The sequence below is a fragment of the Methylacidiphilum infernorum V4 genome (genome assembly GCF_000019665.1).
GTDB lineage: Bacteria > Verrucomicrobiota > Verrucomicrobiia > Methylacidiphilales > Methylacidiphilaceae > Methylacidiphilum > Methylacidiphilum infernorum.
On the sequence record NC_010794.1, the window covers coordinates 541,356 to 565,448 of the forward strand.

At 43.6% G+C, this 24,093-nt stretch carries 22 protein-coding genes; 3 read left to right on the plus strand and 19 right to left on the minus strand.

All coding sequences use genetic code 11. The features are described from left to right. Positions 1–390: 390 nt before the first annotated feature. The 16 genes from MINF_RS02460 to MINF_RS02540 form a co-directional block, all read right to left on the minus strand. Positions 391–1,203: a class I SAM-dependent methyltransferase gene (locus MINF_RS02460; RefSeq protein ID WP_048810064.1), complete on the minus strand. Its 813-nt coding sequence runs from the start codon at positions 1,201–1,203 to the stop codon at positions 391–393. A gap of 24 nt (positions 1,204–1,227) precedes the next feature. After that, positions 1,228–2,103 (minus strand): hypothetical protein, encoded by an 876-nt coding sequence (locus MINF_RS02465; RefSeq protein WP_012462895.1) that lies wholly within the window; start codon positions 2,101–2,103, stop codon positions 1,228–1,230. A gap of 510 nt (positions 2,104–2,613) precedes the next feature. Next, entirely contained in the window at positions 2,614–3,492 is an 879-nt protein-coding gene (locus tag MINF_RS02470; protein WP_012462897.1) for a hypothetical protein, read from the minus strand. A gap of 16 nt (positions 3,493–3,508) precedes the next feature. After that, the gene (locus MINF_RS02475) at positions 3,509–4,918 is read right to left on the minus strand and encodes a hypothetical protein (RefSeq protein WP_012462898.1); all 1,410 of its coding nucleotides are present in this window, start codon (positions 4,916–4,918) and stop codon (positions 3,509–3,511) included. A 396-nt stretch (positions 4,919–5,314) separates the two neighbouring features. Further along, positions 5,315–6,259, minus strand: coding sequence for a class I SAM-dependent methyltransferase (locus MINF_RS02485; protein WP_012462900.1), 945 nt, complete (start codon positions 6,257–6,259; stop codon positions 5,315–5,317). Positions 6,260–6,272: 13 nt separating this feature from the next. Then, a complete protein-coding gene (locus MINF_RS02490; RefSeq protein WP_048810066.1) occupies positions 6,273–7,508 on the minus strand; it encodes a glycosyltransferase family 4 protein in 1,236 nt (411 codons plus the stop codon). A gap of 67 nt (positions 7,509–7,575) precedes the next feature. Next, the gene (locus MINF_RS02495) at positions 7,576–7,878 is read right to left on the minus strand and encodes a glycosyltransferase family 2 protein (RefSeq protein WP_012462902.1); all 303 of its coding nucleotides are present in this window, start codon (positions 7,876–7,878) and stop codon (positions 7,576–7,578) included. After that, positions 7,853–8,410, minus strand: coding sequence for a glycosyltransferase (locus MINF_RS02500; protein ID WP_012462903.1), 558 nt, complete (start codon positions 8,408–8,410; stop codon positions 7,853–7,855). Before MINF_RS02500 ends, MINF_RS02495 begins: the two co-directional genes overlap by 26 nt. Beyond that, complete coding sequence (locus MINF_RS02505; protein WP_012462904.1) at positions 8,407–9,489, minus strand: class I SAM-dependent methyltransferase; 1,083 nt, start codon at positions 9,487–9,489, stop codon at positions 8,407–8,409. The genes MINF_RS02500 and MINF_RS02505 overlap by 4 nt, the downstream gene beginning before the upstream one ends. Further along, positions 9,480–10,640 (minus strand): glycosyltransferase family 4 protein, encoded by a 1,161-nt coding sequence (locus tag MINF_RS02510; RefSeq protein WP_012462905.1) that lies wholly within the window; start codon positions 10,638–10,640, stop codon positions 9,480–9,482. The genes MINF_RS02505 and MINF_RS02510 overlap by 10 nt, the downstream gene beginning before the upstream one ends. Beyond that, complete coding sequence (locus MINF_RS02515; protein ID WP_048810068.1) at positions 10,637–12,103, minus strand: O-antigen ligase family protein; 1,467 nt, start codon at positions 12,101–12,103, stop codon at positions 10,637–10,639. Before MINF_RS02515 ends, MINF_RS02510 begins: the two co-directional genes overlap by 4 nt. Further along, positions 12,066–13,289, minus strand: a complete 1,224-nt coding sequence (locus tag MINF_RS11115) for a hypothetical protein (protein WP_012462907.1) — start codon at positions 13,287–13,289, stop codon at positions 12,066–12,068. Before MINF_RS11115 ends, MINF_RS02515 begins: the two co-directional genes overlap by 38 nt. Then, complete coding sequence (locus MINF_RS02525; protein WP_012462908.1) at positions 13,289–15,514, minus strand: GumC family protein; 2,226 nt, start codon at positions 15,512–15,514, stop codon at positions 13,289–13,291. The genes MINF_RS11115 and MINF_RS02525 overlap by 1 nt, the downstream gene beginning before the upstream one ends. A gap of 6 nt (positions 15,515–15,520) precedes the next feature. Then, on the minus strand, positions 15,521–16,612 hold the full coding sequence (locus MINF_RS02530) for a polysaccharide biosynthesis/export family protein (protein WP_238523526.1): 1,092 nt from the start codon (positions 16,610–16,612) through the stop codon (positions 15,521–15,523). A 62-nt stretch (positions 16,613–16,674) separates the two neighbouring features. Beyond that, a complete protein-coding gene (locus tag MINF_RS02535; RefSeq protein WP_012462910.1) occupies positions 16,675–17,715 on the minus strand; it encodes a hypothetical protein in 1,041 nt (346 codons plus the stop codon). A gap of 140 nt (positions 17,716–17,855) precedes the next feature. After that, positions 17,856–19,292 carry a sugar transferase gene (locus MINF_RS02540; protein WP_012462911.1) on the minus strand — a complete coding sequence of 479 codons (1,437 nt, stop codon included), beginning with the start codon at positions 19,290–19,292 and terminating at the stop codon, positions 17,856–17,858. 662 nt (positions 19,293–19,954) lie between these two features. Between MINF_RS02540 and MINF_RS02545 the strand changes: the two genes are divergently transcribed. Continuing rightward, positions 19,955–20,677: an FkbM family methyltransferase gene (locus tag MINF_RS02545; protein WP_012462912.1), complete on the plus strand. Its 723-nt coding sequence runs from the start codon at positions 19,955–19,957 to the stop codon at positions 20,675–20,677. 267 nt (positions 20,678–20,944) lie between these two features. Next, a complete protein-coding gene (locus tag MINF_RS02550; RefSeq protein WP_148205097.1) occupies positions 20,945–21,349 on the plus strand; it encodes a hypothetical protein in 405 nt (134 codons plus the stop codon). A gap of 15 nt (positions 21,350–21,364) precedes the next feature. Here MINF_RS02550 and MINF_RS02555 read toward each other — a convergent pair whose 3' ends face one another. Continuing rightward, positions 21,365–21,856, minus strand: coding sequence for a gamma-glutamylcyclotransferase family protein (locus MINF_RS02555; RefSeq protein ID WP_012462915.1), 492 nt, complete (start codon positions 21,854–21,856; stop codon positions 21,365–21,367). Positions 21,857–21,993: 137 nt separating this feature from the next. Then, the gene (locus MINF_RS11790; RefSeq protein ID WP_079200406.1) at positions 21,994–22,770 is read right to left on the minus strand and encodes a helix-turn-helix transcriptional regulator; all 777 of its coding nucleotides are present in this window, start codon (positions 22,768–22,770) and stop codon (positions 21,994–21,996) included. 175 nt (positions 22,771–22,945) lie between these two features. Between MINF_RS11790 and MINF_RS02565 the strand changes: the two genes are divergently transcribed. Then, the gene (locus tag MINF_RS02565; protein WP_012462918.1) at positions 22,946–23,137 is read left to right on the plus strand and encodes a hypothetical protein; all 192 of its coding nucleotides are present in this window, start codon (positions 22,946–22,948) and stop codon (positions 23,135–23,137) included. Positions 23,138–23,161: 24 nt separating this feature from the next. Here the strand turns inward: MINF_RS02565 and MINF_RS02570 are convergent, their stop codons facing one another. Beyond that, positions 23,162–23,857 carry a response regulator transcription factor gene (locus MINF_RS02570; RefSeq protein WP_012462919.1) on the minus strand — a complete coding sequence of 232 codons (696 nt, stop codon included), beginning with the start codon at positions 23,855–23,857 and terminating at the stop codon, positions 23,162–23,164. Positions 23,858–24,093: the final 236 nt, after the last annotated feature.

The following is a 24,093-nucleotide window of genomic DNA, read 5'->3' on the forward strand; positions in this document are numbered from 1 at the left end:
TTCCATGAATGGTGCTATAACTCCATTTTTTTTCTCCACCCTGATTTTCTACACTCATTTTCTTGATCAATTCCTGATCAATTTTCTCATACATTCAAGGTTATGCTATGAATATTATCCAACCATGAAAAAACCAAGTGAAAATAAAAGCAATTGTTTTCAGTAAGATGGACAAGGAATCTCTATTAAAAGCGTTGACAAAACTTTTTGACTCAATTGAAGAAAAGTAGGTTTTATCCGAAAGTTCTGCCATTCAATTTGTAGATTTACCAACTTCTAAGAGAGATTTTCACCATGAAAAGATACAACTCCATCCTGGCATATCGGCTACGGATAGCTTTTTTCGCTTCGGACTACTGAAGGAAATACTTAGGTAGAGGCAAACATAAACTACAGTCGTTTGCCAATGATATAGAAATAATTTTTTATTTTTAACTTTTTTCCCAAAGATTGAAGCAGAGGGGATTGGTTGCTGAAGTAATAGCCGATAGAACAGGAAAAACCATGGTTTTTTAATAGGTTAATGATGCTTTCTTGATCGACTCCGGAACGAATCGCGTGATATTCAGTGTTATCATAAACATCATCTTTATATCCGATTAAAACACGGCGCATTTTTCTATACAATCCACCCAGAATGTCGCCTTGTGTTATCCTCCAAGAGTAGTACAGGCATTGAGAAAGGAAAAAAGAATAGAAATCAAGAGTCTTGTGGTAAAGGGGATCCTCGAAAGAAAAGAAATAACCCTTGGGTTTGATTAAAGAAACCGCTTTTTGGATAAGGGCTAAATAATCCTTAATATGATGTAAAAATCCTACCGCGCAAACAAGATCAAATCTTTGATTGAGATCTCGTTCTAAGAATTCAAAAACGTCGCTACAAATCGTTTCCAGTTTATTTTCGTATCCTTTACAAACCTCCTTCAACTGTTTTAAGCGGTTTTCAGAAATATCTACTGCAGTTAGCCTTGCCCCCAGTTCGAGCCATATTTTGCTTACCTGTCCTTCCCCGGCTCCAAGATCAAGAATACGTGGTTGGGGATCCGCTAATTTTAGGTCCTCAACAATTTTTGTAGAGGTTTGACAAAATAAAGATCTTATCCAAGAACACTTGATATGCGAAGCCCCTGCTAAATAAGCATGAGGAGGGGTCTTTTCATAGGTTAACTTATTGGATTGAGAAACGGAATGATTGGTATTCATAGATAAAAATAAAAATAAAAATTATTATAATTTTATCGATCTTTTTATTTTCCATTTGAGTTGAGCCCAAGCAAGGGTATTAAAATTTAATTTCTTACAGGGCATCGTTTGGATTTGGGTAATGGGATATTGAACTTGAGGTTCGTAATTGTATAAATACTTCTTAATGTATTCTTTCATTCCTATTATAAAATGAAAAGCAAGGGATTGAGAAGATTGTTTTGCCGCTAAATGGGCCAAGTCTTTTTTAGTAGGAATTTTAATATGATCGGGAATATAGATCGCTCCTCCGATCCTTGCGGCAAGGAAAGCCCAGAAGGTTTGTTCATAGAGAAAAAGAAATTTTAATGGCCAATTATGACCCAAAAACCATTCCACGAGATCAAGATCGAAGTATTTTTTTCTCAAGCACATTATCCCGGCATTGGCTTTGCTTACGAATTCAAGACTTGGATACATGAAAAAATGCCATGGTCTAAGACAATAACCCTCGACCTCACCATTTGACATAAGGAGAATATTTGTTTGTATATTAGGAAAAGAAAAAAGATTTTTAAAAGGTTTAAAGAAGAATATGTCACTGTCACAGTAAGCTAAGACCTCGTTTTTTTCTAGCAAGGGGACGTCCAATAATTTAAATCCAAAGTGATGTTTTTTTCTATAGGAGGTACATCTCGGGTATCGAGCAAGCATTTCTTCTAAAAGGCCGTCGGCTTCTTTTTTTAAGAATACCTTTTTAATCGGCAAAGAAAACTGGAGTTTTGCGATGTCTTCCTCCGTCAAAGAGCCGTCATCGTGGAGTATCAATTCCAATTTTTCTTGGGAGTTCTTAACCAGGGACTTGTAGCAGATTATCCCTGTTGCTACATCCTTGTGGCAGATTAACCCGTGGACATCCATACCGTTGATTTTTTCTTTAGAGGTTAATTGTTGAGAAATAAAAAGGAGTAAGTCTTAGCTTTGCCAGGCTTAATTTTTTTAAGGCTACGAAGAAGAACCTGGTAAAAAGCCAGTTATAGCCGTTTTGGTGGCTTGCCCGCAATTTTGACTGATAAATAAAAGGAGGAATAAAACCCGAAAAGATCAGGAGAAGATGATCAAAAAATTTTTTTGTCGCCGACTGGCAGTTGAATTCAAAGAATAAAATTAACTTCTAGTGATAAAATAGGGAAAACAGGACAAAAAAACCCAAATCTATAATGTGCCGACCCAAGTATTCCATTATTCGAGGTTTTGAATTGAACACTTTTGAGTTTTCAACAATCTTGACTGAAGTTTTATAAAACGATAACCTTATTCAAGAATACATTTTAGATCAAGCTCCGGCAAAATAAGCCTAGGGGGAAGTTTTTTAAAAAAATATCCGAAAGAGAGAAAAACAGAAGAATGATTTATATGCATAGATAATATTTATAGTTTTATTGATCTTTTGATTTTCCTTTTGAGTTGAGCCCAAGTAAGGGTAATAAAATTTAAATTCTTACAGGGCATCGTTTGGATTTGGGTAATGGGATATTGAACTTGAGGTTCGTAATTGGATAAGTACTTCTTCACGTATTCCTTTGTTCCTCCTACAAAATGAAAGGCAAGGGCTTCAGGGTATAACCCGGAAGCCAAATGGATTATCTCTTTTTTAGTGGGAAACTTAATCTGAGCAGGATTATACAATGCTCCTCCGATTCTTGCGGCTAGCAAAGCAAAAAATGTTTGTTCGTAAAGAAAAAGGAATCCTAAAGGCCAATTTTGGGCCATAAACCATTCCAAAAGGTCAAAATCAAAGCATTTTTTTCTTATACACAATATTCCAGCATTAGCATTGCTTATGATATGAAGATTGGGATACATGAAAAAATGCCAAGGTCTTATGCAACTGGGTTCATCCCCGGCATTGTACATAAGAATAATGTTGGTTTTTGGACCAGGAAAGGAAAAGAGACCTTTAAAAGGCTTAAAGAAGAAGAGGTCACTGTCACAGTAGGCTAAAACATCGTTTTTTTCCAACAAGGGAATGTCAAATACTTTAATTCCCCAAGGGGGTTGCTTTTTCCTATAGGTAGCGCATGCCGGGTATCGGGAAAGTATTTCTTCTAAAATGGAATCAGCTTCTTTTTTTAAGAAGACCTTTTTAATCGGCAGAGAAGATTGGAGGATGGCTACGTCTTCCTCGGTCAACGAGCCGTCATCGTGGAGGATCAATTCCAATTTTTCTTGTGAGTTCTGAACCAGCGACTTGTAACAGATTATCCCTGTAGCTACATCCCTATGGCAGATTAATCCGTGGACATCCATATCGTAGTGATTTTCTTTATAGCTTGACTGGTGGGGAATAACAAAAGGAAGGCCTGGGCTTTTGCTGGCTTAATTGTTTTGAGGCAACGAGGCAGAATCCGGTAAAAAGCCAGTTATAGCCGTTTACCGTGCCTTGCCCAGATATTTGGCCGTAAAACAAGACGGGGCACAAAAATCCGAAAAGACAAAGGGGAAGAGGATCATGAAACTTTCTTGTCGCCGACCAGCATTGCATCCCCACGTATAGAAGCAAGAGCCAGCGGTAAAACAGGTAAAGAAGTCCAAGAAAAGGACCAAAATCCACGATGTGCCGGCTCCAATCATCCTCGGCATAAACAGGAAGTTCGTTCCCCAGGATTTGGAAGGCATTTCCCCCGCTCCCTATCCCGTAACCCCAGAAAGGGACGAAATCCATGTTTTCGATGAATCTCACGAGATCAGCTTCGATCCTTTCAATAGCAAAAATTCCACCTTCTAACTCTGAAGCCCCTGTCCATCTCATGATCATCGCCTCGATGATGGAAGAAAAAAGGGTGTTGGCCAAAAGAGCTGCAATAGAGCACGCCAAAAGAAGATAAAAGATAAAGGTTGTCGTCGACTTCATCCTTCCCGCCAGAAATCCCGCTACAAGGGAGAAAACAAGGACAATTCCACTGGAAAAGAAAGCAAACCTGCTCCCTGAAACTAGAAGGGTTAAAAGAACGGATATGCCGCTTGGAGCCAAGAGGATTTTTTCAATCGGATTACTTGGGATTTTTTTTATCCAGAAAGCCATAAATAGGGCCAATCCGCTTGCAATATACAAGTGAATGCCCGCAGTAAATGTTCCGCTGGCCCTTTGGATATCGCCATATACCCCTAAGTTCCTATAGATTGTTTCTGGATCTTGCCCAAAACCTTGGTTTATAGGAGAAGTAGGTGGGGATATGGCCTGCAAAAAACAGAGGGGAAGCATGGGAAAGAAAGAGTAAAGGGTCCACTTGCCCATTTTTTGCAAGGTATCCTTGCTTAATACTCTTTCGATTAAAAAAGGAAGGGGTAGATAAAGAAAGTAGTTTCTTAACCCGTAAAGGACAAAAAGGAGAGGGTGTTCCGTAAAGAGGATTTGGAAAAAACCGAGTATTAAACCCATGGCTCCGAGCAATAGACCCAAGAGAAAAACGAAGTTTGGCCTTGGCCAAAGCTTGTACCGGAAAGCTAAAAAATAAGCCCAGAGCAGAAAAGGATCGCGGATAAAAAAAAGGATCCTTCCTTGATTGGGGAAGACCCACTTGCGTATCGCCCCTTCGAAAAGAAGAAGGATATAAATAATCACGACGAGCTGGGCGATCAGCCGTCTTTTCCTTTCAAGAAGATCGAGTTTAGTTTCCTTTTCCTGCCCCAATTTCGAAAAAGGGGGTCGAATAGTAGGTAATAAAGATTTCATCCTTGCAAAGGGAACCTTGCTTGTTTTTTTAAATTTTCCAAGCTTCCACTTTTACCTTGGCCGGAACCGTTTGACCAATTGAGGAGAAGTGTATCCTTTAAACAAATTGTTTTTTCCTGCTTCACAACACGGGGAAACTGTGCCTTTTTCTTTTCTGTTCGGTTGGAATTTTTCACCTTCTTTCTTTAAAGCTTATCGGAAAGCGAAAATCGACATTTCCTCTTATAGCTCAAGGGTGGAATATCCTAAATAAAAACTCTCCGGTTAGCTCAAAACGCAACGATTGTACGATAAAAAAGTCCTTGTTTGACATTTGAAAGCGATCGGCTCAAGTGCTAAAAAGCGATCAAGGATGACTAAAAAAATAAGGGAATGAAGGAAGGATTTCCTTTTTGGTTACTCGGTTCTTGGCTTTTGCAAGACAAAAAGCACGTTGTTACTCAAAAGTTCTTCTTCCGGGTAACACGACAGCTCTTTTTTAATCTCTTCAGTGAGCCATTCTTGGCCTAGAGCGGGATACTTGACCTTTTCTTCAAGGATGAGGAAATGCTTTGAAAATAAAAAGCGGTAATCTTTTCTCCCAAGCTTGTTTAAATAGGTGTTAGGTTGAAACCGGTTTTTCCTTAAATGTTCCCAGGGTTCACTTTTTTTGGAAATCAGTCCGGAAGAAATATTTCCGGGGAACCACTCGGCGAGATGACCGCCCGCAATCCCCGTGTACACCATGGGCCGGATCAGGGCCAGTCCTCCCGGTTTTAACCACAGGCCCATTTTTGCGACCAGGATTTCCAACCTTTCCTTGGGAATGTGTTCAAAAACATCTTCGGAAAAGATGAGGTCAAAAGAAGAACAGGGCAGTTCGAGTTCAGCGGCATCCCCAACCCAAAGCCTTTCCTTGGGGATGGTAAAAGTGCCCTTTTTCATTTTTAGGCTTTTTTCTAATTCTTTTCTTTCTTTCAGGTCGAAAAGATAAAACCGGAAGAAAGATTTTAAAAATCTTTCAAGCCCGTTTTTCTTAAGCAATTCCAGCCATTGCCCTATTGTCCCTTCTAAAACGGGAATATCCAGGTCAATACCCCAAGCCTCTATGCCTAGACCGATTAAAGCTAAAAGTCTATAGGGTCGAGGTCCAAACCCGATTTCAAATACCTTGGATTCGTAAAGACTTTTATGGCTGTAGGTCAAAAGGTACCGGTTATATTCCTCGATATCCTGAAAAAGAGAATGAATAAAGCTCTCCAGTTGGGTCTTATCGTAGGCCGTTTTAAATTTTAGCCTGGCTATGGCATAGAGCTCTCTTGCTTTTTCAAAGAGAGGGATTGGGGCTTCGGATGGTCTCATTGGAATCCATGTTTTAAGCAGGAATGGAAGCTGTCCTTAAAGTCCCGTATTGGGATTCCATAAAGGCGGAAACCATGAGATCGGCACATTTCTGAATGCTGAACTCTTCTATGATTTCCTTGCTTTTCTGTCCAAATTCCATTCTTAGCTCTTCCTTTTCGATGAGCTTGCGCAAGCAAAGGGAAAGACTGTATGTATCCCCCGCCGGAAAAATAAAGCCGTTTTTCCCCTCCCTGACCAGGTCTCTTGCACAGCCCACCAGGTTTGACACGATGACCGGAAGCCCGAAGTTCATCGCCTCGTTGACTACAAGCCCCCAAGTATCCTGCACGGAAGGTAAAACAAAAATATCCGCTGCGATATAAGCCTTGGGCAGTTCCTTTTGATCGAGGAAGCCTGCCGTAACAATGTTTGGGATAGCTTCCTTTTGGGAAATCTCTTGAATCCTTTCTTTTAACGGTCCTTCCCCGACAAAAAGAAGCCAAGCGTTTCTTTCCCGGACTACTTTTTTGAAAGCTTCAAGAAGCACCAAGGGTTTTTTTTCTTCAACCAGCCTCCCCACAAAGAGGACGACCGGATTGTTATCCCTTATACCCCATTTTTGCCGGATCTCCTTCCTTTCGTTGAGCAGGAGCGATCCTTGGGTCTTAAAGTAGTCGTTGTCCACGCAATAGGAAGCTCTCCTTAGCCTTTCGTCGGGTATGCCGTAATATTCGAGGTACTCTTTGTTCGCTTTTCCAATGTAGAGACCCCAGCAAAGACTGCAAAGCACCCTCAAGGGAAGATACTTGAGGATTGTTTTTAATTTCGTTCTTTGGTAAAACAGGACGTCTTCGGTCCTCAGCATGACCGTTTTTCCTTTTAGCTTTTGAACCAGGGCACAGAGCCAGTTGGTGATGAGGTAATAACCATGGATCCAGAGGATGTCCCAATCCCCGCAAGCTACTTCCCTGACGATGTCGAACCGGATGCCTTCCCCGAAAAATTTTGGGATTCCCAACCTTTCACTCAAGGGAAGTCTCTTCCACCTGTATCCCTCAAAGAAGGAGATGTTCCAATCGATATCGACGAGATAGTCCTTTTTGATAAGCCAGCCCGAGGATTGATAAGATTGGTAAATCACAGTCAGCTCAATCTCCTTTTTTTTCGATAATTCTTTATACAAGGGGATGAAGTAATGGATAGGATGGCTGACCAGGTGAAGGACTTTTATGGGCTTCAAGGGAAAAGAAAAGGGCTTGTCAGCCATTGGGATAAAACTTACGGAGTTTTGAAAGAAAGCGATCCGGTTGTCCCGGGGTCCGCTTTAAACACCTTTATTCATTTTTTAGAGCCACTTTAACGAATTCCTTGACCAATATAGGGAATCGAAGCAGGCAAAAAAGAGTGCCTTTAAACAAACCGTAATTTTTCTTTGCAAAAAGAACCTGGTTTTTCCATAGAAGGTGAAAAATAAAGTTAAGGTTTTGATTGTTTCGAATTTCTCTTGGATGGTGATAGATGTATAAAGAACCCACGACGACGATTTTAAAACCTTTTTTCCTGGCCCGGGTACAGTAATCGACTTCTTCCCAGTACATGAAATAGTCTTCATCAAAATTCCCCACTTTTTCTATCACTTCGCGCTTTACGAGCAGGCAAGCTCCGTGGATGGAATGAACGGAGTAGAAGTAGCCTTTTTTGGGCTTGCCTTGAGGGATCTCCCATAACGATCTTTTCCTTAAATTTTCTTCGGGCCCAGCCTCGAGGTGTAGGGGCTAGAATGCGAGGCCCCATTATTCCTATGGGAAAAGAGGGAAGGTCGTTCTTGATAAATTCATCGAGAAGATTATTGAAACAGTGGGGAGGAATTTCGATGTCGGCATTAAGAAAGAAAAAAAAGTGAGGTAAATCCTTTTTAAAATAAACAATGCCTGTGTTTAGTGCCGCCCCGTATCCCTTGTTATCCAATTGGATCACCGCTGCTTCTGGAAATAGGGAGCTAATCAAACACAGGGTTTGATCTTGGGAACCTGGATCGACAAAGACGATTTTTTTGACATACTCTTTATGGATAGCCCGGGATAAGGAATCGGCCAGGGGAGGAAGGTCTCTTTCGTTATTGTAAGTCACAACGATGATTCCAACCCGGTTTTTGAGTGAAACTGTCATAATGGGGAGGGTTCTTTTTTAACCCTTTGTAAAAATAGCGACCACTTCTTCCCCAGATCGGGGAAAGAAAAAAGTTCGCCACGGGGCAACAAGATAACCGTAGAGTTTGTCTGGGGGAGGCTGACTTGAAAATTTCTGCAATGACCCTGCATTCTTATCGCCTTGCTTTGAGCGACATCGGAGTGTTCGTTTCTCCAGGTCGTCAACCACTCAAAGGATTGGACAGCTAATTGTCTTCCTATGAGCTCAAAGCCCTGGGGACTGATCAGAACAAGGTGGCGGGGAGGATCAAGCCCTCTCCAGGCAGGACCGAATGCCCTTGCCCATTGGCCAACCGGGTTAGGAGAGACGCTGACGAGCATTCCCCCAGGTTTTAAAGAGGAAAAAAGCTTGAGGAGCACCTCCTTCGGATCGGATAAATGCTCGATGACGTGGGAAAGGGTAATGGCCTCGTAGTGGTCCTTCTCAAGGGGACATTCTTCGATAGGAGCCTGGAATACTTCTATACCGAGATCTTTGCAGATTTGGGCCGCTCTTGGGTCGGGCTCTACTCCTTGAACTTCCCACCCAAGCTTCTTCATAAAGTAAAGAAAACAGCCGTTGCCGCATCCAACATCCAGCACTTTGCCCCTCATTGAGGCGGGCAGGAACCGGCATTCCGCCCGTGCCGCCATTTTGATCGGGGGAAAAAGGGCTAAAAGCTGGCCGAGCCGTGTGCTTTTCAGCCCATGGGAAGCTAATTCCTTGGAGTAACCCATGCCGGAAAGTTCGCTTACCCAGATTTTTTGCCAAGCCTTGGAAATGAAACTCTTGCTTCTTTCGATCCAATAGCTTTCATCGACTTTCTCATGGGTATAATAATCTCTAGGATAAAGCTTGGGAATATCTTCCTTGATGGGCTTTGGATCCATCCACATTGAAAAACAACTTTGGCAGCTCTTATAAGACCACCGGCCGGGAATCGATCCTAGGGGATCACCTACTTCTTTAAATGTCATTTTTCCTTCTCCTCCGCACACGGGGCAGAAAGGCACGGCTTCCAGGCTTATATCGTAAAGACTTTGATTCTTTACGGGCATACCCTAGCTCCTATGATTTCCTCGTAGATTTTCACAAGCTTCCGTGCATAGCTTTCCCAATTGTAGCAATGCTGGGCATCATAAGCCGCTTTTTCTCCCATTTCCCGGCATAGCCCAGGGTGGGTATATAAAAGTTCAAGGTAATAGGCGATTTTTTCTGGAGAGCGGATGGGGACGACAAAACCGTTAACCCCATGCTTGATTACATCCGACGCTCCGTTTTGATCGGTGGTCACAACGGGTAGCCCGCTGGCCATGGCTTCAAGACAGCTCACGGCAAACCCATCCTCAAGACTGGGAAGAACATAGACCGAAGCATTTTGATAGAAAGATGCGACTTTTTCGTGGCTGCTATATCCAAGGTAACGAAAAAGGCCGTTATACCGGGAGAGAAGTGGTTTCATCGCTGGATCGATCGCTCCCGCAAGGCATAACTCGGCATGGGGCAGCTTGAGTTTTTTCCAGGCTTCCAAGAGGTAAACCTGTCCTTTCCTTGGAGTGATTTGGGCTACGCAGATTACTCGAAATACGTTATCTTTTCTTTGAGAAGGTTTAAACCGGGAAACGGTAACCCCATAGTGGAGAATTTGAATTTTTTCGTCAGGGAAACCCTCCTGGACAAAACTCTTTTTCACCCATTTTGAAGGAACGAGCAAAAAATCGATTTCTTTTAATTCTTCAACGAGCCTTTTGGCGGCCTTCCAGAAGTGTTGGCGCTTGGGTAACGCTAGTCTTTCGTCCTCTTCGGCTAAAATCCGGGAGACCACCTGGGGATGAGCGTTCACCGCCTCCCCTAGGGTAAGGCTTCCTTCATTTTTTGCCCTTTGGAGAACTTTGAGGGCCGTCCCATGGAGAAGCAGATGCCACAGGTCCGCTTTTCTCCAATGCTTCAGCACCCCCTTTTCCCAAAGTAACAGGTAGGGATAAAATAGCCTATCTAGGTATTTCCAGCCAAAAATCTTTAAGTGAAGACGGCAAAGGTATTCTTTAAGCCAAAGGTTTCTTTCTTTTTCGGGGTTTTCCTTGAGGATTTTCCGGTCAAAGCGGTGGGAATAGTAGAACATCTGCAAGTAGCCTTCTTGGGCTAGAAAAGGGACGTACCCGTGATAATGAAACCGGCCGCAAACGGCGAGATTCACGGAAAAATTCATGGGGATGGCCTGAAAAGAGTAGAGAGTTTTCTTTCCAGAAAGGACTTCTTTTCCACAAAAGACCCTTCCTTTTTTTGCCCTAGGACAACAACCTTCGATAAGATAACAGCCGCAGTGAGCAAATAAAGCATGTTCGCCATGAGGGCCATGTTAAAATTGGCTACCCCTTGAAAAAGGCCGCCGACAAAAGAACATAAAGCTCCAAAGGCCAGTTTTCGGCCTTGATCATCCATCGCTTGGATCTTGAGCCCATTTACCCCTATCATCCTGGCGAGGAAAAAGATCACGGGTAAGGCTCCCAAAATTCCTCCCTCGACGAGCAGTTCAATGAAATCGCTTTCGGCGTGGGCAACCCGGTGTGGACCGGGAAAAACGGTTCGAACCATCCCAAAGGCATCTTCAAAAGCACCGAACCCAACACCGGTAAGAGGGAAAAGCTTCCAAAGCTTCATGGCTTCTTTCCAGATTTCCCCCCTGGCTTCTTCATTGACGGATGTTTGTATCAACCTTTCGGTCGTCCCCAAAAAAAGATCCGAGGCGAGCCAAAGGGTAAAAAGAACGGCTGAAAAGATAAAGGCGAAGAGAAATAGGCTAAGCCTTTTATTACCCTTTTCTCCCCAGGCGATAAAGCCCATGAGCAAGAAGAGGGAAAGCAAAAAACTACCGATCGCTCCCCTGGACTTGGACATGAGCACCCCGGTTGAAATGACCAAGAGAAAAAAAAGATAGAGATGTTTTTTAAAAAAATCCTTGTCCTTGAGTCCGGCTAAAGAAAGAAAACCTTCTTGGGAAAGAGAATACTGCCAGAATAGGTAGCCTAAACCCAAAGGAACGATCAACAAAAGAAGCCCCCCCATGTGCGTTCTCAGCACGTAGGGTCCAAAAGGATCCCCTCCCTGGGTCAGTTCTCTTACCCAGTAAAGCTTGCCGTTGAAAGTAGCCCTTTGGACGACTCCAAAAAGGGTCAGGGCCAGTCCATTTATAACCATGATCAAAATAAGGGAGGAAATTTCTTTTCGGGAAGAGAGCAGTTGAAAAAGGAGAAAACCGTAGAGAGCAAGCCCACTCCATTCAAGCAGGTAAAAGTAAGTCTCCTTGGGATTGAGGGATAGGCAAAGAACGGAAGGATATTCCTTTCCGGGAGGAAGGGAAAGGAAAGAAGAAACTTTTTTAGCTATTTCAAGCCTTCCTGGAGAAAGGAAGCTTACCAGCTCAGAAGGCAGGGGAATAACCTGCAAAAGCAGGTAAAAAAGAAAACAGCTACCAGCCACAAACCCGGGAAAAAGCCAGATTTTTTCCTCTTTTTTCTTTGCAACCCACAGTATAAAGGCCAAGAGGATTAGAAAGAAAAGGAGTTGTTTTGACCAGGGCTCAACGGAACCGAAAAGCCAAGGAGAAAGGATCAAAACACCGTAAAGAATGGTTTTAGGAAGAAGGAGATTCTGAAGAGTGTTCTTGAACATTGTCTTCAAAGGGATCTTCTCCATCCTTTTGTTCCTCTCCAGAATCTTCGTCTTCGGGGGAAGCGGGGTCTTTCTCATCGGGAAGAATTTCTTCAAATTGGACCTTGTCTATCCAAACTTTCCCGTAGAGGGGAATTTCCCATTCGGGGCTTTCTTTCCACTTGATTCTCAGGTAAGAAGTGCCGATCATTTTTGGGGTTTTGATCTTAGCTTCCACAACCGTCCACTTTTTGTTGATGGCTAGGGGTTCGGTACTCCCCAAGACCCGGTCGTTGTCTTTATCGTAAACATCGAGGACGACTCCAGAACTGCTTGAAATATCTTCATACTTGGCTGCCGCTGAAAGAAGGTAATTTTTTTTGGGTTCGATGAAAAGGAGCTGTTCTACCAGCACCTGGTCATGGTTGGGATCGATCCCGATGAATTCGATCAATAAGGAACTTTTTTTGGAAAAAGCGGCCAGGCAATCCTGTTTAATTTTTAAAAAAGAACTCCGGGGATGGAACCTCCATCCAAAGCCCCAGTTTTGCAGGGCCTCTTCAAAATCCCCATTCCAGACGAGGCTGTTGGAACCCATGAGCCTATTCCATACCTGCTTGGCTTCTTTTAGCTCTCGGCTGCCGATCAAAAAATTGACGTATTTTTTTGAGAGTTCTTGATCGAAAGGAATTTTACCCTTGGATGTTCCCAAATTCCAGCTCATCTTGGCTTCCTCTGTCCATTTCTCATCTATGCACAGCTTTAAGTAGGCGGACAAAGAACCGCTTTTCTTTTCGTCCACGAGGGCAAATCCTCCCTTTTCTCCAAGCAAGCTTTTGGCAAGAAACACAGCCGTCTTTCTTAAATTTTCGTCCGTTTCGAAAACGAACTTAAGCTCTCCTATGGCCTTGTCGGTTTGATTCAGCTCGATGAAAAGTTCGGCCAGGTTGAGCCTTAGGGGACTTACGGGTCCACAAATGCTTTCTACGTACTGGGTAATGGCCAAAGCCCGGCTTTCGTCTCCTTGGGCGATCTCTTTTTCGGCTTCTTTTAGCCAAAACGGGCCATTTAACGGTCGTAAAAGAGGGTTATCAAAAAGGGGGCTAAAAGATAACCCCCACAAAAGACTGAGAAGAAGAGCGAGGAAGAGAAGGAAGGAGGGAAACGATCCCGAGAAGAAAAAGCGGCTTAGCGTAGTTTTAAACATTAAGCCTCCTCTTCTTTCCTCATGAGCTCTTGGGAATTGGAGGAAGCCTGGGATCTATACTTGTAGGCGTAGTAGTAGGAGGAATGGGAAAGGGGATCGGCCCGGTTTAAAATGATGCCCAGGACTCGAGAATTTATTCTTGAAAAGGCTTCAATGTTATTTTGGACTTCCTTGCGGTCATCTCTTCCATCCTCGATCACGTAGAGAACCCCTTCGGATTGCATGCTCACGATCGGAGCATCAGGCATCCCCCGCATCGGAGGGGTATCGATGAGGATGTAGGTGAAATATTCTCTTAGAGATCGGCACAACTGGGAAAAGGATTCAGCTCCCAAAAGATCGGCAGGATGCAGGGCCGCTCTACCCCCTACGATCGCCCAAACGTTGGGCAAGCTTGTCGGCTGGACCGCCTCTTCTACCTGGGCCTGCCCGGTTAGAATTTCTGAAAGACCGGGCCGGGGCCTTAACCCAAGAATCTTATGGATCGAAGGTCGTCTCAAGTCCGCATCGATGACCAACACCGTTCCTTGTTGACCAAGAACGGTGGCCAGGTTAACGGTCGTTCCGCTTTTCCCCTCGCTTTCAAGGGTACTCGTAACCGTAATGACCTGGGGACGGCGACCGGCAATGGTGTAGTGAAGCAAGGTCCTTATGCTTCTAAAGCCGTTGCTGACTTCAGATTCGGGTAAGGCATAGGTCATGAGCGCATAGGGAATATCCCCTTCGTAAGTTTCCGGTTGGTGCTTTTTGAGCTTTTCGATGTCAGGGATGACTCCCAGGACGGGAATCTTTAAAAATTTTTCGATATCATCTTTACCCCTAAACCGGTTGTCCAGCAGGGCTAAACCTAGAGCCAACCCGATACCTCCAACCGAACCTCCAAATAAGCCTAATAAAAGATTAAGCATTTTTTTGGGTTTTACCGGTTTTTTAGGGATGGAAGCCGTTTCGACCACTTCGATGTTCCCGGAATTGAGGGCCGAGGTGATATCCGTTTCTTTGAGCCTTTTTAACAGGCCCATGTACATCTGTTGGTTGGCATCCGCCTCCCTCTTGAGCATCGCGTACTTGGCTAGAAGGCTGTTTTCGTCTTTGAGCTTAAGAAGGGTTTTTTTCCATTCTTCTTCCAAGGATTCGAAATTTTTTTTCGCGGCTTCGTATTCCGCTTCGAGCTTTTCAACGACCGCCTGTTTTTCTTCTGCAAGTTGTTGGTTTAAGCCATCAATGCCCGCCTTAAGCCTGACCATCTTGGGGTAATCTTCCTTGTAGATTTCTTCCAGTTCCCTGTACTTGGCCTGCTCTTTAAGCAGGTTTTTCTTGATATCCATGGTATATTGGTTATCGGGAATGGTGAGGCTTTTGCCCATGTCAAGCCCGTTTTTTGCCCGCTCATAAAAAACTTCTTTGCGGATCATTTCAAACCTGGCCTTGGCAAGGGCATCACTCACTTGAGCCAGCTCCTTTTCGGTAGGTGAACTGTTCACCCCGGGAAGCTTAACAATACCCGTCTTTTCCATGAAACGGGCAAGCTTGGCTTCGGATTCGGTCACCTTTTTTTTCATCAGTTCGATTTGTCCCGCAAGGAATTGGCGGGCATGCCGGTTGGCTTCGAGTTTCCTATCTAGTCCAAAGGTAATAAAAGATTCTGCATAGGCATTGGCCACCTGCATGGCTCCGAAACTATTGGGGCTATCGTAACAGATCCGGATAAGCCGCGTGCCGCGGACAGGCAGGATGTGAAGATTATTTTGAACGATTTCCGAAAGTTTTTCAGAAGAAGGAAGGGGCCCGTTCTTTTTTGGTTTCAAACCCAGCCAATCCAGGTGTTCATCAAGCTCCAGTCTTTCAACGACCCTTTGAGCCAAGGACCTGCTTTTGATGATTTCGCATTGGGTCTTAAAAAAGGTTTCCCAATCGAAAAGCCCTGGCTCGTCATTGCTTACCTGCTTATAGGGGACTACCTCGGATTTTGTGGAGTTGATCTTGACGACGGATTCCCCGCGGTAGATCGGTTTTTGGCTGAAAGTAAAAAGAAAGACGACAAAAAGACAAACAAGAAAAAAGAGCAAAGCCTGTTTCCTGAACCGGTAGATGTCCCAAAGCTTTTCTTTAAGCCATTCTAAATCGGAAGACTCGTAGGGAGAAAGCAAAACTTCAGTCTGGAAAACATCCTTGTTCCCCACGGTCAAATTATCCTTGGGTTTTTTCTGGAGTTCCTCGGACATAAATCCTCAGTAAGGCATGGGCAAAAAGAGCCGCGAAAAAATCGTGTCCCTTATCCCGACAAGGACCGCCATCGGCCCGTTGGTCCCGACCACCACGACATCCTCTTTTTGAAGGGTATAGTCGTTATAATCTCTTTTTTTACGGCTTAAATCCAGCAAAATTACCTTCTTTTGCCCGTTAGGCAATTTTCTATAAATTTTAACTTTAGACATGTCCGCCTTATCGTTGGGACCTCCCGCTTCGATGATGGCTTGGTAAGCGGTAATTACTCCCCCTCTAAGAGGCACTCCCTTTGGATTTTTTACTTCTCCTCCTACATAAACTGATCCCGCGGGAGGAACCTGGATCACGTCTCCAGGCATGAGAAGGAAGTTGCTTCTTTCCGATTTGCCATCGATCATCTCTTTTAGATCGATTTCAACGATAAAGGGCTTGATCTGCGAAAGCAGTTCTTCTTTCTTGACTTTCGGTGGAGGACCAACCGGGGCCTCAGCTTTAGGCTCTTTCTTTTCTTCTCCCGCGTTCATTTCATTACCTGCTTTCGGGGGGCTATTCTCCGCTTTTCTTTTCTTGGGCGAACGGATAAGATAAATCGTCGTTGAAGCATCCTCTCTTAGTCCGCCGGCCATTCCTAGGGCATCCACCACCCGCAGTTGGTTGGTCATTTCATAGACTCCGGGCTTGTATACCGCTCCCATTACCGAAATCCGGTGGCTTTTCATCTCGACGACAGAAACCGATACTTGGGGATCCCTAAGGTACTTTTCACCCAGCTTGGTCTTGAGAAAAGCATGCAGTTCTTCTGCTGTCAGCCCCTCAACCTGGATCTGGCCCAGCAAAGGCAGAAGAATCGTGCCCGCAGGGGTGATTCTTGTCTTGATATTGGAAAGCTCGGGTAAATCGGCAACATGGATCTCAAGGAGGTCTCCATCCCCTAGGGGCACCCCTTCTTTATCGGCTGTTTGGCTTGCCTGCATCAGGATGATTTCATTGATCTTGCTGTTGGCATCTTCGGCCGTAGCGGGCAAGGCTTGGGGGATGTCTTTACTTGATTTTCCAAAAGACATCCCCAAGAAAAAAAGAAAAAAGGAACTCAAAAGAAGAATTCCTTTTTTCTTCAATCCTCTTCGATAGAGGCCTGTCATTATAGTACTTTAGACTAGGGAAGGAACGGGGTGACGGGCTTTACAGGAGGTCCGGGATGGGAGGTAAAGGCTCCGCTAATACCCGCCGCCGTAAATCCCACTACTCCAGCCGCCAAGGTTCCAAGGATAATCGCTGCAGCCCTTCTTCTTTTTTTCTTCTTGTCTGCCTCATTGTCATCGGGAGGATCATCGTAAACGAAAAGCCCTCCCTTTGCATAACCCATGTACTTCCCATGCTTGTCAAAAAAGGGCTTGGCACCTGCAGGCAATTTGGGGACTTTGCTTAAGGAAGCTTGGCTTACGGGATGGGATAGCGGAGAAACAATGCCGGGGGAAGAAACAAATCCTCCACTTTTTGTCAAATACCCTACAGAATGCCCATCGGCTCCAAAAAGAGGAGTGGCTCCCGAAGGGAGTCCAGAGCTTCCTTCAGGAACGACTTCATCGGGCGTTGCACTTAAAAGCTCGAAAGAACCCGCTCCAAGGACAACCGGATGGGTTGTCGTGGCAAAAAGTTCTTTCTTGTTGGCCAGGTCTTCTACCTTGTACTCCCCTTTTTTCATCGTTATTGAGGTAATGTCAGAAGAACTTACCAGTAAAGAGCCCTCCTTGGGGTCAACCGTCGAAGAAAAGATAATGGCAGAAGGGGATTCAAAACTAACCAGGTCGCCCTGGCTTAAGTGAAACTTCACTTCTCCTCCCTCTATTTTAATACGATAGCCTTTTTCAGTTTTCGCTACCCTCATGGCTCCATAAGGCCCAAGCTGAACCCAGTTTTTCCCTGAAAAAAGGACTCGAATGCTTCCCCCTTCGGTTGCAATTCTCGCGCAATCGGAAAGGGGGAATTTTCCCCCAGAAAGGGGTATATCCAACTGGTTTTGACTGATTGTCCCCGTCCCCACAGCCATTCCAATAGATTTGGAACTGAGGGTCTCGGCCCATGCTCTTGGTCCTTGAAAAGGACTCATGACGGGAGTCATAAAGGGCATCCCGGTCAATACCCCGCTGACAAATAACCCATACAATGATCTATATATTTTCTTTTTTATTTTCATCGGGTATCCTTCCTCTGGTTTTATTTTTTTACATTTTTTCTAGCCAACACTCAAATACAAAATGACTTTTACCATGTAGAAAAATTCTTTTTCTATGGCAAGAAAAATATTAAGAATAATTAATATTAATTTAATGTACTTTATCTTCCCTCTCCGCGAAGCACAGCCGGAATAGTTTTAAGAAGGATTTTGAAATCGAGCCAAGGTGTCCATTCCTCGATATACTTGCAGTCGAGTTCAATCGCTCTCCGGAAGTCAGGGTCGTTGCGCGCTTCTACCGCCCAGAGGCTGGTTATCCCCGGTTTGACTTCAAGTCTGCGGTAATAACTCAGCGAATAGGTTTCGTACTTTTCGACTTCGTCTGGCGTAGGAGGCCTGGGACCGACAAGGCTCATCTGTCCCCAAAGCACGTTGAAAAGCTGGGGAAGCTCATCCAGGCTATATTTTCTTAAAAACTTACCCAGGGGAGTGATCCGGGGATCGTTGGTGATCTTGAACATGGGGCCTATTCTTTCGTTGAGAGGGGCTAGCTCTTCTTTTTTCTTGTCCGCATCTACCGACATCGTCCTAAATTTAAGGCAAGGAAATCTTCTTCCCTTTCTGCCTATTCGAGTCGAACGGTAAAAAATGGGTCCTCCGTCTTGTAGCTTGATCATTATACCCAGCAGAAGAAACAGGGGACTTAAAGCGATAAGACCAAAAAAGGAAACCAAAAGGTCGATAAGCCTTTTTACAAGGAGATGAAAAAGAGGAATCGATTTGTCGCAGAGAGGGACCAGGGGAAAGCCATCGCAAAACTCCATGTTTTCCCAGTGAGGATGGAGATTTTCAGAGAGGGAAGGAAAGGCCAGTTTAACCCTTTTTTTCCTCTTGACCGCCTCAAGAACAATCGACTCGGTTAGGTTCAAAGGAAGGGGACAGCAGATAACGATCTCATCTATCCAGTACCGATCGAGAACTTGGGGAAGATCTTCGATTCTATGTCCCGGTTCTTGGGCGGTTGGTGAAATCACTCCCCAAGAAGAGATGCCTAGAAATGGATGGCTTTCATAATATTTTTCTATTTTTTTTACGATTTCTCCCTCGCCCACGATAACGGTTCTTATCCAGGGATTACCTTCCTTGAGATCCCCTGAATAGAATTTTTTAAGGAGATACCGCCATCCCGGGAGGATCACCAAGCTGACGAGCCAAAGGACAAGAAGGAGCTTTCGGGATATGTAGATTTGGCCCGCAAAAAGAATGACGACTAGCAATGCCGCCGCCTGGGTGAGTCCCCAAAAAATCTTTTTTGTTTCTTCCAGGGTATTTAAGGAATTTCTCGGATCGTAGATCCCTTTTTGATGCAGGATGAGAAGGGAGATGAAACCGTAGAGGATAAACAGGGCGGTATGCCTGTGGGAGAGGAGGGGAAGGAGATTTTTAGGCCAGTAAATCGTGCTGTATCTCATCCAATAAACGAAGGCTGAAGCTCCAAGCAAAAAAAGAAAATCAAAGACAATGGCCCATTTCCCTTTCCAGGGCCAAAGGGATCTGTTTGGGTTAATATTCAGTCTTTTTATATTGAGACCAACCATAAGAAAGACTTTCTTTTTTTGAGCTTAGAAATTTTTAAGATTGGTAAACTTAAGTGATGTTTTCTTCTTGATTTAATCGATCCTCTCATGGGGCTATTGACTTGGACTTGTGCAATCCTTTCTGTTTTGAAAAATCGTCAATGGAAGCAGGCCAAATTGTACTCAATGGGACTTAAGGAAACAGGGATATTCCGATGAGCGGAGAAAATGGGTCCAAGAAATTCTTGGGACTACTTTACAGCCTCTTTCAGGAATAATAGCAGATATAATACATGAGAGGCTACTTCAATTCTTTGAAAGGAAATCTCGCTTAGTATTATGAGAAAAAGCTTCCGCCGTTACCTTGCAGAAGATTCCATGCAAGGTTCACATTTCAACCCAAAAAGGATGTTCTTTTCCCAGGAAAATGTCCCCAAATGACGATGCTTACATTGGAACATTCTGTTGGAAAAATCAAGAATATTTTTTAATAATTGAGTTTTATCTAGATAGAAACTGGGTTTATTAGAATGGTTTATTCTTATATTCTTTGATCAATCTTAAGGAAAAAAAAGAGATATATCAGCAAAATGCATGATCAATCCGAAGGTTATTTTCTTCTTTTCTGAAGGGAAAAGAAAAAAACTCCTTGTCATGGGTTAAACTGTTAAGGAGAAAAAAAGATGGCTATAAACCAAATCCCGTTTCGTCCCCTCTCTTGGATTAAAAGGGGGATAATTGCTCCAGGTAGATCAAAGCGTCGAGTGATTGCCGGCCTTTTTAAGGGACTTGACTTGGAGCTCGACTTAAGTTGCCAGATGCAAGTCTTGCTTGGATTATGGGAAACCGAAACGTATGGATTTATACGGAAGTGCGCTCAAAGAAGTAGGTGGATGGTTGACGTCGGAGCGGGAACGGGAGAGTTGGTCAGTTATTTCTTAAAGCAAAAGCTGTGTAAGAAAGTTTATGCTATTGAGCCGCAAAAGGACAGCGTGGACATTTTGCGGCGTAACGCAAACAATAATCTTTCCGGCAAAGAAATAGAGGGTCGTTTATTTGTTATCACCCAGTTTTTGGGGTGCAACGTGTTGAGAGGAGAGCTTCCCCTCGATAGCTTGAGTTTGGATAGGACCGAAAGGGGATTTCTTAAAATCGACGTGGATGGAGCAGAGCTGGGTGTATTAAAAAGCGGCGAAAACCTTCTTGCTACAGGTCGTGTCGATCTCCTTGTTGAAACCCATTCCAGCCAACTGGAAATATCCTGCTTTGAGTTTCTTACCGGGCTTGGTTACAGGCCTTCGGTGATAAAAAATGCGTGGTGGCGGCTGTTTGTTCCCGAGCAGCGCCCTACCGAGCATAACCGGTGGTTGTGTGCCGAAGCAAAAAATGATCCGGATAATTCTTAAGGAAAGAACTCCTTTTAATAAGAAAAGGGGACGGCAAAGAGTTTTTTTGATTGAAGAGAGAGAAAAGGAGGAGTTTCTCTAAGAAAGTTTGAAGAGGTGGGGATTGACAACCTTTTCTTTGGTCATTTAAAAGTCCTTTTTCCCATGGTTTTTCAATCATGCCGATTCTTTTTTCCGTGCCAGGAGAAAAAAAGAGAAAAAGAATGGGTTTCCAAGAGAAACTCCTGGGGTTTTCTTGAGTTAGTTCAAAGTAGGCAACCGAGGCGAATGAAGAAAACGCTAAGAACGATGCTCTTTTGGCTTGCGGTAGCCTCTTTGTTTAATTTTCTGAACTCGTTTGTCATCGGCCAGACGATCGGAGAAAACGTTTACCAGTTTTTGATTTCCCATTACGAGAGCCTGGATGTTACCCCGATTCGACCCCAAGCCGGGGATAAAGGACTTAAGCACGATCTTTTAATCAAGGATAAGGAAGGAACTTTTTACTTGTTTAGCGAACAAAATAATCGGTTTTCATTGAAAGCGGTGCTTAAAGATTATGCCTTCTTGGCAGCACACAAAGTATTCAGAGAGCTTACAGACATTCCTAGCCGAGAAGACTACGCTAAAAAAGCTTCGCGGTTCCTGGGAGTTGACGAAAACATCTTTGTTCTTGACGATAGGGTAGAGTAAGCAAGGGAGTCGTCTTTATCCTTTTTGTTCCCGCGATGGAGGCGGGCATTGGGGAAGAAGTCTATTGAGACTTGCTATGTAGTTTTTGGGGAGATGCCAGTAGTGGGCCCCGGAAATGACTTTATTGATGTACTCGATGCTTAGAGGAGGGGGATTGGGGGAAACCTCGGGGAAGTAAGAAAAAACGGTCAGCGGGTAATTATTGTCCCCTTCCTTGTAGACAAGGCATTCTTTGCGTTGGCAACTGGGAGTTGGGTTTAAAGGATCGTATTCTTCTGAAACATCCAACTTCCCCAGCTCAAAGGGGGATATTTCATAGATCACTCCCCAGACTTGGCTTTTTTCTTCAGGGATAACCCCAAAAACACCGCATTTCCATAGGCTGGATTGCCGGGCGACGACAAGTTTGTAACGGTCGAGGAGGGCGCGGCAGAAAAACCTGGTCGAGGGACATTTCCTCCTCATCAGGTTCCAATCCATATTCGATCCGTAAGCGAAATAGAGCATGGCCTTTTTCTCTACTTAAAGAAGTCTTTTCAATTAATAAAAAGAATCAATACAATTACAAGAATTATATCAATAAGAATATAAAAAGAGCCGTTTCTTCCTTAAAAGGCTGAAAAGGCTGAAGAGAAAAAAAAGATTTACAAGGATAACAGCCTTCTATGAAAAGCCGTCGCCACCGCCTGGCAGCGGTTCTGGACGTCTAGTTTTAAAAAAATGTTTTTAAGGTGAAACTTTACGGTGGCTTCGCTGATCTTGAGGATGCAGGAAATCTCCCAATTGGTCTTTCCATCCATGATCCATTTTAAAATTTCCAGTTCTCTTGCCGTAAGGGCCTGGGGACTTTCTTTGGCCGGTTTTTCAACTTCTTGAGGGTGAGAGCAGTTGAGGAGGGCAAGGTGGAGGGGATACTTTAGGCCATTAAGGATTGTTTCATGTCGAGGGGATTTTTCGATTTCCTTGTCACAAAAGGAAAAGAGGCTTGCCCGGTAGGTTTTTTCCTCCACGATGCCGAAACTCAGCCCCGTATGGAGGCTGATGTCGGAGGCATCTTTTAGGTATTGGCTGCGAAAGTTATCCTGGAAATACCTGAAAATCTCGGTTCTGCGAACGATATTTCCCCTGAGTCTTAAGGCTGTTTTAACCACCGGATCGGCTTTTTGATACTTTTGCTGCAAGTAAAAGGCGATCAGGTCGCTGGGGAAGCTATGGTTGATGATTTTCAACATCTTCTTGACCTCGTTCAAGGAATTGATTTTTACCAGTCCACAGGCGATCAGTGAGGAGGGAATGAGCTCCTGGATTTTTTTCAGAACGGTTTTGAACTCCTTTTGGTCCCTGACTTGTAAGCTCAGATCGTAGATTTCTAAAAGCTTGACCAGGTCTGTCTTACTCAAGGATGAAAAAGGCTCGGCCATTCCTTTTCTCCGGGATAAAATCCAACTTAAATATTTTATTAAGTGTTCTGAATATATACATATACTATTATTAAGAAATATTAAGAAATAATCCCTATCCTCATGGATAGTTGCTAAAAGATGGACATTTTTTAACCTTGGGTTGCTTTTTTAACCCTCTTTTTAAGCAATAAAAATGAATTACTTGAAATGGAATGGACGAAGGGATCTGCGTACTCTCTACAATTTATTAAATAAGTTGATCTATGCTAGGGATGAGCAAAGGTTATGGACCGGATTACAAGAACTGGCCTGCTCCATCGATCAGCTTTCTCAAAGGTTAACTCAATTGGAAAGCCGGATGGCGGAGATGGAAAAAAGGAGATGACATAAGGAAAGATTTGAGAAATATTTAGCTTGCCTTTTTTTGATCCAGAATGATCCAGCCTTTTCCGCGAACGGTTGTAATAAGGTTTTTCAAGCTATTTTCTTCCAATTTTTTCCTTAGCCCGCTCATGTGGACTTGAATCACGTTGTTAATGGAACTGACCTTCGAGTAATCTCCCCAGAGCTGGTTAAAGATTTCTTCAGCCGAAAGAATGTTGTTCTTTCTGGTGGCCAATAGCATCAGCAAGGAAAATTCTTTTTGGGTAAGCTTGATTTCTTTATTTCCTTTCCAGACCCTGAAATTTTTGATATCGATGGTGAGACTGCCTATTTTTAATATATGGAGCTCTTCGATCACATTTTTTTTCCTTACCAGGGATAAGGCATGTTCGGCCAGCTCTTCAGGAATGAAATTTTGGGGAAGGAAAAGATCGATGCCCTTGCGCAGGGAAAGAATTCTTTGTTGGGCATTCAATTCGTGATCGATAAGAAAAAGAGGCAGTTGGATACCCTCCTTTCTTAACCTTTCTATTATTTCCAAGTAAGGAAAACTGCTTGGAGTCTTTGGATCCACAATCCCCAGGTCATAGTTTTTAAAAAAGAGCTGGGTGAAAAATTCACTGAGATGCCCCACCGTGACCAGTTGGCCCTTCAAAATAGTTGAAGCTTCTTCGGTCCTCTGAATAAAAAGGTCATTGGTAGTTGCCAGGATAAAGTTCATAGCTTTTTATGGGGAAAACATCGGGTTTATAAATCAAAACAGGGTTGCGGATAGTTGGATCATCAGGTTCTTACACAATCCATTCCTCGGGTAAAAGCTCTAGACTATAAATGTAATTTTTAATTCTATTAAAATATTTATTTTTTCAAAACAAAATGATAGAGAAAATCTTAAAAAAAAATCTTGATCATTCCTTAAGCAAAACGAGTTATATTGTCCATGGAGTTTTTTTGCCT